General features: G+C 38.7%; 8 protein-coding genes. 1 reads left to right on the top strand and 7 read right to left on the bottom strand.

Annotated features, from left to right (window positions below; translation table 11 throughout):
• Positions 1 to 122 precede the first annotated feature (122 nt).
• From ABEG20_RS11055 to ABEG20_RS11030, 6 genes are all read right to left on the bottom strand, one after another.
• Positions 123 to 3374, bottom strand: a complete 3252-nt coding sequence (locus ABEG20_RS11055; RefSeq protein ID WP_406823404.1) for a TonB-dependent receptor domain-containing protein — start codon at positions 3372 to 3374, stop codon at positions 123 to 125.
• A 167-nt stretch (positions 3375 to 3541) separates the two neighbouring features.
• Positions 3542 to 4564, bottom strand: a complete 1023-nt coding sequence (locus ABEG20_RS11050; protein WP_406823403.1) for a FecR family protein — start codon at positions 4562 to 4564, stop codon at positions 3542 to 3544.
• Between the two features lie 551 nt (positions 4565 to 5115).
• Complete coding sequence (locus ABEG20_RS11045; RefSeq protein WP_406823402.1) at positions 5116 to 5706, bottom strand: RNA polymerase sigma factor; 591 nt, start codon at positions 5704 to 5706, stop codon at positions 5116 to 5118.
• 69 nt (positions 5707 to 5775) lie between these two features.
• Complete coding sequence (locus tag ABEG20_RS11040; RefSeq protein ID WP_406823401.1) at positions 5776 to 7176, bottom strand: S41 family peptidase; 1401 nt, start codon at positions 7174 to 7176, stop codon at positions 5776 to 5778.
• 305 nt (positions 7177 to 7481) lie between these two features.
• On the bottom strand, positions 7482 to 8171 hold the full coding sequence (locus ABEG20_RS11035) for a hypothetical protein (RefSeq protein ID WP_406823400.1): 690 nt from the start codon (positions 8169 to 8171) through the stop codon (positions 7482 to 7484).
• A gap of 203 nt (positions 8172 to 8374) precedes the next feature.
• Complete coding sequence (locus tag ABEG20_RS11030) at positions 8375 to 9097, bottom strand: class I SAM-dependent methyltransferase (RefSeq protein ID WP_406823399.1); 723 nt, start codon at positions 9095 to 9097, stop codon at positions 8375 to 8377.
• Between the two features lie 91 nt (positions 9098 to 9188).
• Between ABEG20_RS11030 and ABEG20_RS11025 the strand changes: the two genes are divergently transcribed.
• Entirely contained in the window at positions 9189 to 10076 is an 888-nt protein-coding gene (locus ABEG20_RS11025) for a LysR family transcriptional regulator (RefSeq protein ID WP_406823398.1), read from the top strand.
• A gap of 380 nt (positions 10077 to 10456) precedes the next feature.
• Here ABEG20_RS11025 and ABEG20_RS11020 read toward each other — a convergent pair whose 3' ends face one another.
• Positions 10457 to 12004, bottom strand: coding sequence for a cryptochrome/photolyase family protein (locus ABEG20_RS11020; protein ID WP_406823397.1), 1548 nt, complete (start codon positions 12002 to 12004; stop codon positions 10457 to 10459).
• Positions 12005 to 12020: the final 16 nt, after the last annotated feature.

Below are 12020 nucleotides of genomic sequence, written 5' to 3'. Positions count from 1 at the left end.
TGATCGGTTTAAACGAAGGGTTCTGGTACAACCTTTCGTTTTTTTATGCCTGTACAGGAAACTGTGTTCCTCCTTTCTTTTTTGATGGTGCAAGTTTATTTATATTGTTTTTCATGGTAGCTTTAAAAATTATAGGTAATGGAAGTGCTGTAGGTACGGCCAAATTTTTGCGAAAACAATACCTGGTCGCCTTCTTCTAATGCATTGGTGAACCCAGGTTTTAATCGGTATTGATTACTGTAGTCTGCCGTTCCGGCAACATAATCGGGATTACGTTCATAACTGCCCATATTATTGAAAATGACAGCGGCCTTATTGAGCAGGTTACCTGCATTTACCTTGATTTCGAACTTGTTTTTGTAAAATTTATAACTTACCTGCGCATCAATCTGATCTCTTGGCTTTTCATATTCTATACGCATCAGTTCCGAACTCACCAAAGTGGTTTTAAGCCCGGATTTATTGTACGAAATATTGAATCCGAAATGCTCATCCAAATACTGTATTCCGGCATTAACAAGGTAGGGGGATTGGCCATACATGTTTCTTTTGATCTTGGTGTTTACCATGATCTGGCTGCCATCCGGCGCCGTTGCTTTGTAAGTGCCCACAACATCTGCCTTTTGTAGGGTTAAATTGCCATACAAGGTAATGTGTGATAACAGTTTGGCATCAGCAATAAAGCCCAGGTTTTTTCTGAGTTCGAATTCTAAACCATACACTTTGGCTTCATCCGAATTTAAGATATAATAGAATCCGCCATTGCCGTTAGATAAACTGAAAGTAACCTCTACCGGTTTATTGAAACGTTTGTAAAAAGCACTTGCTGAAATAATTTCGCCCAATCCGGGGAACCATTCTGCTTTAATATCGAAATTTTTGATCTCTGTACTGGCTATACCTTCGTTACCAAACTGGGCATCAAACATGGGGTCGTACCTAAAAAACTGGCTGTTATCCATTAACTCCGGTCTAACTGCTGTATTGGAAAACGCAGCCCTGATATTGATTTCCCGGATAGGACTATAGGTAAGGTTGGCTGATGGCAACCACCGCCATTTCTTTTCGTAGGGTAATGTAAATGAGCTGTTTCCCCTTACATTAATATCGTTACGCAGCTCGGTATATTTGTAATATTCGGCCCTCACACCCCAAACAAGGCGTAATTTTTCGCCCAAACGATTATCCATCATCGCATAACCGGCCTGGGTAATACTTTTCCCTTTATAGCCGTTTAAAAAGTAATTGTTGATATAATAGTTGTAACCATTATTACCGATTTTGGCCGGATCGATCATCTGGGCAATCGGAATGTACCTTAAACTATCGGCTAGTGTGGCGCTTTGTACCAACGAAGCAATCTGCCAATTTAACGATCCTTCTTTGTAGATGCCAAAATAGCCACCTTTAATGCTGTTGTTTAATGGCCCTGTTTTAAAAGGCATACCCGCATCACCGCTCCATGAAAAATGATGTTCATTATTACTGTAGTTATGGCGCGATGTGGGTTTGATATAACCTTCAGTTTGTGCACTCGAAGCATAAAAATAGGCGTAATCATTACCAATTTTGGTTAAATTCTGAGAGGCTATACTGAGATCTTTCTCTTTACGGTCGATCGATGTTCTTGATAAATTCCAATCCAGTTTTACTTTGCCAATCTGGTGCTGCCCGTTTAACTTATGCTGCAATAAATCTGTATAAGTTGGGTCATCAGCCTCTATTATGCGGTTTGGTTTTAAACCCGCGTTAAAAAATGAAAGTCCCTGATCGTTATCATATCCTATGGTACGAACCAGATCATTATTATAAATATGTGTATAGGTATTGCGGAAACCGAACCTGTTTTTATCCAGTTGTAATCCTACATTGAACATGGCTCCCAAAGTGGTATTAAACATGTACTTATTCCCGGTATTGGGGGTGTTGGGGTTCCAGTCGCTCCTGGTTTGTTGTTCGATAGTATTTATATTCTGCGTATTCCGGTAATTTAATGATGCCGTAAAACCCAGTTTTTTGTTGTTGGTGGTATCAATGCCGATTAACCTGCCAATGGTGAACTGATAATTCTGCGATGGCGCGGTTTTATATTTATACATCGTAAAATTATCGTTCGTAAACTTTTGACTCTGCGTAATCAGTTTTTGTTTGTACTGTTCATCCGTAAGCGTGTTATTGGGAACAATAGTACGGTCGGTATGCTGTAAGTCTGTAGGGAATTTTCTCCTGCCATCATCAAAACCCAGATAGTCATTTTTACCACGCTGGTGGCTTAAAAAATCTTTGCCTGTACTTTGGTCGTTATAAGAAGTACCCGCGGTAAAACTCATAAAGTTTTCTGTAGGGATATCTTTGGTGTTAATCTGGATCAAACCACCACCGAAACTGCTGTTCATATCTGGTGTAACTGTTTTGCTTACCACTACATTGTCAACCAAACTCGAAGGGATCAGATCAAACGAAAAATTGCGGGTTTGGGCTTCCGTGCTTGGTAAAGTAATACCATCTAACTGTGCCGTATTATAACGTTCGCCAATGCCACGTACCAATACCAGTTTATTGTCTATTGAGCTCACCCCACTGATGCGTTTTAAACTTTCACCAATGTTTTTATCCGGTGTTCTCGAAATCTGTTCGGCACTGATTCCATTACTGATTTCGGAGGCGTTTTTCTGACGGGTTAATAAGCCTTCAACTGATGCTTTTTTGTATGTGGCCGTTACCACCACATCCTGAAGCCCTTTCGCATCTGGTTTTAACGAAATATCCAAAGGGGTAGCCTTGCCGGCTTTTACCTTTACATCACTGATGCGTTGTGTTGCAAAAGAAATATAACTGATTTCTACCGTATAGGTGCCGGGATCTACATTGATGCTATAACTTCCGTCACTAGCAGTTTGCGTAGCTTTATTTGTTTCGATAATTTTGATGGAAGCACCAGGGAGTGTTTCACCTTTTTCATCGAATATTTTTCCCGATATCCGGCCCGGTTTTACCGGATCCGCTAATTTATAGAGCAATATGGTATTGGAATCGGCAAACCTGTACGTTACCCCTGTGCCCGACAATATTTTTTTAAGGATAAACTCAAGTGGCATATTCTTTACCTCAAGGTTTATTTTTTCGATTGGGTTGAAGATCGATCTGTTGTAATTGATAGAAAATCCTGCTTTTTCTTCCAGCAACGAAAGTGCATCAGGTATGCTTTTTGCAGCTATCTTAATACTCAAACCGCTTTCTTTAGGCGTTTGGGCAAAGCTGTTTGCCATGCCCTGGTTAAATAAAAAGATGCACAGTACCATTATAGCTACCGCAGGGCGGTAATCCAAATTGATAAAATATTCTTTTATATTGTGGTAAAAGCCTATTTTCATAGGTTCAAGATGTTTTTTAATTCTCACGGGTTAAAAACTTTTGTTTTAGGAGCTGGATTGTTCGAGCAATCCGGCTCCTTGTTCATATTAAGCGGTTTAATTTGTTTTTCGTAGGTATGAATCCGGTTATTGCGCCTTTTGCAGCGCTATAGCATATGGCTAACTTATCATTGACAGCCCTCCCCCCATACGGTAATTGTTTTGTTCGCAGTATCTATTTTATATTTTATTTTTTTGCCGCTCATCACGCGGATTTCTTCCATCACATCGCCAATGCTTTTGTTTGAAAATGTGGCGTTAAACCTGCACTGGTTTAATTTATTGGTCTTGAGTTCAAAATGAACATTATAATACCTTTCTAATGATTTAAGCATGTTGGGCAGGCTTATGTCTTTAAAAGCAAAGCTGTTTTTAATCCAGGCATTTACTTCGGTAATGCGCGCATTACTTATGGTATAATTGTGTGCCTTTAGATGATATGATAACTTCATTCCTGGAGTGAGGAGTGATAAATGTTTTAATTTACCTTCATGGTCTTCTGAAACACCTACTTTTCCGGTTCTTACTGCTACACTGAAAGTACCATCTTTAGGGTAGGCATATATGTTAAAAGAAGTACCTAGAACCCTGGTCTGCATTTGGCCGCTATGTACAATAAAAGGACTGGTGCTATCATGTTTTACTTCAAAAAAAGCTTCACCTTCCAACCGGATATTTCTTAGCTTGCCCTTAACAAAATGTGATGGCCAGGTAAGTTTGCTTTCGGTACCAAGGTATACAACAGAACTATCAGGCAAAATCAACTTTACTTTTTCGCCTTTCTGAGTGGTTTTAGTTAGAAAGGCAATGGCTGTTTGAACAGGTTGTTGCGCTTTCTTAAATGTATACCAGCCTAGCGCTGCAGAAATAATAACAACAATTGCTGCCGCATATTTTGATAGGGGAAAGCCTGATCTGATTTGTGGCTGGCGTTCCTCTACTTTATTCCATATCTCTGCCAGGCCTTGAACAGCCGTTGAAGAGTAATCGGTTTCGCTTTTCTGTTCTGCCCAGGCCTTTTCCATTACGCCATGAAATTTACTATCTGCGTTTGCCGGATCGGCCAGATACTCCATCAGGATTTTTTCTTGTTCCGGAGTGGTTTCACCTGCTAAATAATGTTCAAATAGTATTTTAATGTTTTCTTTCACTTTAATATTTGTAAGCTTTTATGCTGCGCGCTACTGTATATATGCGCGAGACCTGGTATATAGCTATAGGGAAATGAAATTTATTTTAAAAAATTAATGGAGATGGATTAATTGCCAATTTTGTCAATCCTAAACATAGTCGAAAGATCCATTACAATGGAAGTGTAAGATGGGTAATGAATGATTGGATCTCTCCATTTCGCTGCGCTTCAGTAGAGATGACGACCATTTTATTATTGATCAATTTGTCATCCTGAATGCAATGAAGGATCTTTTATACTGAAATGAATAATAGATCTCTCCATTTCGCTGCGCTTCAGTGGAGATGACGATTTTTCTAATTAATATAAATGATAATAATTAATCTCTTCATGAAAATTCCCTCTGGTTTCCGTCATTTCGAGCGGAGTGCAACGCAGTCGAGAAATCTATTGAGATAGATCTCTCCATTTCGCTGCGCTTTAGTCGAATAGCTATTAGATAGAAATCACGATCGTGGTTGCAAACGCTCAATGCTTCTCGCTCCACGCCAAACGCTCTACGCTAACCGCTCAGCAAAACATCACCATTACCAATGATATTATCGTTTCCGGGGAATAAGTTCTAAAGTATTTGCGCATAATGCCCAGCGATTTTTTAAGGTGATTATTCACCGTGTTTTTAGAAATACCCATCAATTGGGATATTTCTTCATGGCTATAGTAGTCATTACGGCTCAGTAGGTATATTTTTTTTACCTGTGGAGAAAGACTTTCTATCGCTTCCTGTGCCAGTTGTTTTGATTCTTTCGCATCGAGTTCATCTTCGATCGCATTAAAAGACTGTTCATTTGTTAGCTTTTCGCAGGTATAGGCCTTTTCTCTTGCTTTTTTACGCAGTGCGCCCAAAAAATTATTGCGAATAAGGGTATAAATAAAAGCATCGAAATTTTTTTCAGGATCTATTTTAGCCCTGTTTTCCCAAAGCCTTACAAAGCTATCTTGTGTAAGTTCTTCTGCTTCTTCGCGGCAGCGGGTAAAATGGTAAGCATAACCAAATATCTTTTGGCGGTACTTGTGGTAAATTTCATTAAAAGCGGCTGAATCTCCGGCTTTTAATGCATTCAGGAGTTTTATTTTTTTAAAATCTTCCAACTTTTCCATGAGTAGCGGTTAATGGTGGCAAGTTAGGGCTTGCGTTTAAAGTTAATGTTAAGCGAATGAGAACCTTTTCTATCGGTGGGTTATCACTATGCCCTGCTGCGCAGATCCGGCACTCGAATCCATTAAAATATTTCCAGCCTGGAAAGTTCCGGAAAGTACAGCACTAAGGCTAACGCCAGTTTTGGTTACTTTACCGTTTATTGTTGCCATGGCTGCTTTGACCAGCGGATCAGCCTGATCGCCAAACGGGAGCAGGGGTAAAGTATTAATTTCATTTACAAGCACATCGGGTGGGATACCTGTACTGTAATTACCGGCGCCCTGGGCATTAAATAGTTTATAAACTATCGGGTGCATTTCCCAGTTCACCTGTTTTGGACTCCGTGCATCAAATATTTTGAACGATGCTTCATCTTTCCCCCTGGTTTTTTCACCAATCTGTATCACCTGGATATAAGGTTTTAAATTATTGATCATCACTTCTGAAGCGGACGCGGTGGCGGCAGTTGATAAAATATAAACCCTACTTAAACCCAGGTTTTGCTGGAGCAGGACATTAAAATTTACGGTTCGATCGAAAGTAGCTGCAGTGCCGATGGATTCGGTTCTGGTTCCACCGTTTTTATTGCCCTTATAGGTAATGAATGCTTTATCGAAAGTTATATTTTGTGCAATCATGGCACATATTGCCGCCGCTTCTGCTACCTGGCCACCAGAATTATAACGTAAATCGAGAATCAGATCGGTAATGCCTTCCGATTTGAAATTACTGAAAACCGGAATTAATGAACTGGCCAATCCACCATTAAAATCAAGAAAATAGAGGTATCCGATTTTTTTTCCATCACTTTCCATCACTTTACTGATTTCTTTCTGATCAAGGATTACCCCTTTGGCCAAGTCTACGGTACGTGTATCCGTCCATATATTGTTGTTCTGTTCTGCCAGACCTAGCGAGAAGCGGTCGCCGCTTAAAATTTCGTCCTGCAAAGCCTGTGCATTGGTTGATGTTAATGTTTTCCCATTTATCTTACTGATGTAATCTCCGCGTTTTAAGCCCGCCCGTGACGCAGGAGAATCTTTTAAAACCAGTTTGATAATCCCGATTACTCTTGTACTGTTCTGGTCGCTAACGGTTACATAATCAAAACCAAAGTTCCGGTTGTTAGGTGTAATGGTTGAGGCATCATTTGAGATATTGATATAAGAAAAACGGTCGGAAGCATTTCGGACAGAATAAAAAAAATCTTTGGGTGATAAACCGATATTTGGATCGGAAGGCAATTGCTCATTCCAATAATAATAGCGTTTCAGACTGTCAAGTATCCAGGTATTGATGTTTTCATTACTGCCAGCCGGATAATCGGGTCGCTTGTTGTCTTTTTTACAGGATTGAATGAAAACGATCAGAATAATAAAACGAGAACAGTAATAAACCATTCTTTTCAAGTGAGTGGAGCGCTTTTTCATAACCTTCTGATTTTTAACGACAAACTTAAAACTACTATTGTTAAGAGAGGATTAAGTTTTAAACCATATCTGCTAAGCTTAAATGAAAAAATGAATACTGTTAATTTATAATCAACTTGAGTTCATGATCGAGAAATACATAAAAAGAGCAAAACGCATAATTTTTAGCGCATTGGGGACCTTTCTGCTCAAAATACCAAAAGTAATAGATGCCTGTTTCTTTCCTTAAAAAAAACATCCCTAAATATTCAAACTGATCATTTAAACCAGCTAATGCCAGCTGCTTAAACCGGACTCGGCTTAAATCAGGCAGAAATAGGGAATGATGTTTGGCCTTGGTGTGTTTTTAATTCTATTTCACGGTTTTTGGCATTAGCGAATAGGTAAAACTCTACACTTGCAATAAAAATAAGTGCATAGCCAAAAAGTTCAAGAGACTCTTCCGATACATTTTTGACATCACGGGCATATTGTGCCTCCATAACGGCCATCCAGAAAACTTTTCTTCCATATAAGCGTGCAAAAACATAAGTAGTTACAATACCAGATAACAAAATTCCAAAAGAGAACTGGTGTACAAAATTGTTCAGGTTGGAGAAAAAGAGTTCTTTTTTTCTGTAAACCAGTAAAGTTGCCAGCAAGAGGAGGCCAAATGCACCGGTTTGCCAGGCTCCATCATATACATGTTGGTCTAAAAAAGCATCCTGTTCTCTGATGAGAGAGGCCATCATAAAAGCAAACAGTGCGAAAGAAAGGGGAAAAATGGGTTTGTATTTTATAGAGCTGTAGAGAAAAACGATCGAACATAAAAGTAGCAAAAGGCTCTGAACATATTCTACTGCAGAATCTTCACTAAATTTATTGCTTACGGCTTCATGTTGTACATTCCATTTAAGAAATTCGGCAAGCAGGTAAATGAGTGCACTATAAATAATAAGCCGAAGAACGGCTGTTTTAAAACCTTTTGGGTTTGATATGATGGTATGATTAGCCACTTTAATGAATTTGGGTGAACGATCTGCGAAAATCAAATTATTTGAGATTCGCTTTAATGAAATTTTGACTACAAATTTCGTTCAATAACCACTTTCAAAAAAGGTCTAAAGCTCCTATAAATTGGTTAAAAAGTAAGAATAAGCTATGGTTTAATTTTTTGGACAATAATGGGCAATAACATTACTATTGCCCGTCATATCATTTATTTTATCGCACCAAATGCTGCAAAACAAGCATTTTTGTGCAGAATTTCGGTAATCTTAAATCCAACTTTTTGTAGTAATGCCATTTGATAGTTTACCGAACGCGGGGTATCTTCATATGCAATATAATCCAGTACTTTTTGCTTATAGGTTTCACCGCCAAGTGTTTCCAGGTATGCCCCGTACTGATCTTGAAAAAGTTTATCAATCAAAACTGAATCGTGTGCAATGAGGTCCGAAATCCAGATACTGCCCCCGGGTTTTAAAGCCCGGTAAACTTTGGTGAAAACAAGTTCCCAATCGGTATCCGTACGTAAATGATGGAATGTTGCTGCAGCCAGTACAATATCAAAATGGTTATCGGGCAGATTCAGGTTACGCATATCATCCTGTATCAATGTTATTTTTCCGGTAGTTTGTGACGATATCCTGTCTCTCGCACGTTCCAACATGGGTAAGCTTAAATCGTTAAGTGTACAGTTCAGGTTTGGGATTTTGCTGAGCATTTTTAACGTGTAATTGCCCGCACCACAGCCAATATCCAGTAGTTCCTTCGCATTTGGATTGATGTATTTGGCTGCCTCCGTGCAAAGTTCCATGGTAAGTGGTGCATCAACAGTGGTTTGCTGACCACTCTCCAGGTTCGAAAAACGTTCTACATCGCTGTCGAACCTTTTTTTTATCTCCTCATTTGTTGCTTTATGCGAATAATTTTTATGCATTGCTTTTAATTTTTTGTAAAGTTACGGCTGTTGATCATATTTGTAAAATATCAATTTTAGCATAAATTAATACCTGTTAAGTATTATAAATATGGAACTCAGACACCTGTTATATTTTAAAACTGTTGCAGAAGAACTTCATTTTACAAAAGCGGCAACCAAACTTTTTATCTCACAACCGCCTTTGAGCCGCCAGATTAAAGAATTGGAAGAAGAACTTGGTGTGCAGTTGTTTGTTCGGAATAATAAACGGGTTGCCTTGACAAATGCCGGCAAATATTTTAAAACCGAGGTAGATACCCTATTTGTCAGGTTGGAGGAAAGTAAAGAAGTGGTTCGTAAAATTCATGAAGGAGTTAACGGCGAATTTAAGATTGGTTATATCAGTTCAGTTTACCAATCGCAGCTGGCCGAAATTTTAAAATTGATGCATCAGGAATTTCCTTATCTGAAAACGAGCTTATTCGAGGTACCTACACTGTCCCAGATTAAAGCGCTGGAACAAGGAGGCTTAGATGTGGGGATTTTAAGAGCCCCCGTTTTATCTGAAAAATTGAACGTAGAATCTTTGTTTTTTGATCCGTTTGTGGTAGTCGTGCCCTTAACAGATTACAAAATTCATACTCAGCAAGAACTTATCAATTTTTTAAGCAAGAGTCCGTTTATTTTCTTTAATAAAGATTTTGCACCACAGTATAACCAGAAGCTTGTAGAAATCTGCCAGAGAATGGGCTTTAGTCCGGATATTACCCACGAGGCTAACAATGTACATTCTATATTACAATTGGTAGAAGCAGGCCTGGGCGTATCTATTTTGCCGCTGTCGTTAAAAAAGCAATATGCCCAGCTGAACGTATCTTTTATTGAACTTCGTGACATTCCGATTAACACAGAGGTGGTACTGGCTTATAAAGAATCGAATAAAAACGAGGTGTTAAGTTGGTTTATAGAACATTATACCCGATTGAAAATTAACTGAGCGCTAAGACCCTTAATTTCATTTATGAATATTCCTGATTAAGGAGAACTTATCAATAATCATAATATAAGCGTTTTAAGATCAGCTTTGCTGCGTACTTTTAGATGCCTGCGTGTGTGTGCATGACGATTACACCAGCAGATACTGTCAATAGTAGCCTGCTAATTTTACGAGTGATATTTACCAGCAGTTAGAAAAGCAATCTCTTTTAATATTAAATGGGTAATAGATCGTTTATTTTTTTATTTCAATCTGAAATTGCAGCCACAGAACCTTATAATACTTCTATTATAAATGCGGGCATTAAATGTACAATGGTCTTAAATTCATTTTTATGGCTAATTAACTAAAACCACTACATGGTACTGTCTCTAAAATATTTAAAGATGATCAAGGTTTTTTAAGACAAAATCAGCCCTTTTCAGCACTTCGGATCTTAAATTAGCATCCATTTTATCCCAGATCCGGTAAACCATAGCAAGCCTGTGGTTTTTGCCAAGCTTGCTTCTGTTTCTATCATGAAAATCCCAGTACAGGCTGTTAAAAGGGCAGGAGTTTTCTCCAACCTTTTCATTTCGGTCGTATTTGCAGTTATCGCAATAATTGCTCATTTTATGGATGTAGTTGGCAGTTGCCGTATACGGTTTTGAACCTGTAATTCCACCATCTGCATACTGGCTCATGCCTCTGGTATTTGTGATTTCTACCCATTGTATAGCATCGATGTAAATACCCAGATACCAGAAATCTACTTCATCCGGATGAATGCCTGCAAGCAGTGCAAAATTCCCGGTGATCATTAAACGCTGGATATGATGCGCATATGCATATTCCAGAGACTGATTGATGGAATGGCTTAAACAGTTCATATCCGTTTTTCCTGTCCAGTACCATTTTGGAAGTTTTCTGTTATGATCAAAGAAGTTCATCTTCTCAAACGCTGGCATTTTCATCCAGTAAATCCCCCTCATGTATTCGCGCCAGCCTAAAATCTGCCTAATAAATCCCTCTATCTGATTCATGGTGATCGATTTCTTATTTTCCTTCCAATATTCAATCGCTGAACTGACCACTTCTACCGGTGAAATAAGTTTGGTATTTAGGCTAAACGATAAGCGGGAATGATAAAGAGACCATTCTTCGGCATGCATCGTATCCTGGAAGGTGCCAAATAAATGGAGGCAATTTTCACAGAAATAACGTAGCAGTTTTAAAGATTGTTCCCTGTTTATCGGCCATAGGAGATGTTTAGGGTCAATATGACCAATGGTTTTGATTTCTGCATCTTTTATGCTGTCATACTGTCTGCTTACATCATTATCAAATAATAAGGTAGGGGTTGGTTTGTGGTTTTTAGGGAGTTTTTTACGGTTTTCCTCGTCAAAGTTCCATTTACCTCCTAATGGATCATGACCATCATCTAACAGTATGTGGTGTTTTAAGCGCATAGCCCGGTAGAAGCTTTCCATCAACAATTTTTTTTTCCCAGAAAAGAAATCTGCAAGTTCAGACCGGCCAGTGTAAAAATGTTCGGTATCAAAAGCATGATTAGCAATATGTAAGCCGCCGCAGAACTTGTTCAGTTCCTGATCAAGGCGGTATTCATCGGGCAATTGATAATGAAATTCCGTTATTCCAAACATTTGTATGAAATGGCTCAGGTTATCTGAAAAATTTTGTTTGTTCTTCGGATCGTCAAGTTTAAGGTAAAGTGTTTCAAATCCCTTACTGTTTAGCAATTGGGCAAAATTTTCCATTGCTGCAAAAAATGCACATGCTTTCTGGATATGGTGCCAAACATAATTGGTTTCTGTTTTTACTTCCATTAATACATGGAGCGTATCGGGCGCAGCCTTCTTAAACCACGAATGTTTTATGTTAAGCTGGTCGCCCAAAACGAGCCGTAATATCTTGTATTTTTTTGCCATCGCTAAGAATGAAATA

The organism is Pedobacter sp. KACC 23697 (genome assembly GCF_045348445.1).
GTDB lineage: Bacteria > Bacteroidota > Bacteroidia > Sphingobacteriales > Sphingobacteriaceae > Pedobacter.
The sequence above is the reverse complement of the archived record's forward strand: the minus strand, read 5'-3'. Positions and strand labels throughout refer to the sequence as shown.

Excerpts from the sequence above, each read along its gene's own strand:
- ABEG20_RS11055 (WP_406823404.1), bottom strand. The coding sequence starts at position 3,374 with ATGAAAATAGGCTTTTACCACAATATAAAAGAATATTTTATCAATTTG.
- ABEG20_RS11045 (WP_406823402.1), bottom strand. The coding sequence starts at position 5,706 with ATGGAAAAGTTGGAAGATTTTAAAAAAATAAAACTCCTGAATGCATTA.
- ABEG20_RS11040 (WP_406823401.1), bottom strand. The coding sequence starts at position 7,176 with ATGAAAAAGCGCTCCACTCACTTGAAAAGAATGGTTTATTACTGTTCT.
- ABEG20_RS11030 (WP_406823399.1), bottom strand. The coding sequence starts at position 9,097 with ATGCATAAAAATTATTCGCATAAAGCAACAAATGAGGAGATAAAAAAA.
- ABEG20_RS11025 (WP_406823398.1), top strand. The coding sequence starts at position 9,189 with ATGGAACTCAGACACCTGTTATATTTTAAAACTGTTGCAGAAGAACTT.
- ABEG20_RS11020 (WP_406823397.1), bottom strand. The coding sequence starts at position 12,004 with ATGGCAAAAAAATACAAGATATTACGGCTCGTTTTGGGCGACCAGCTT.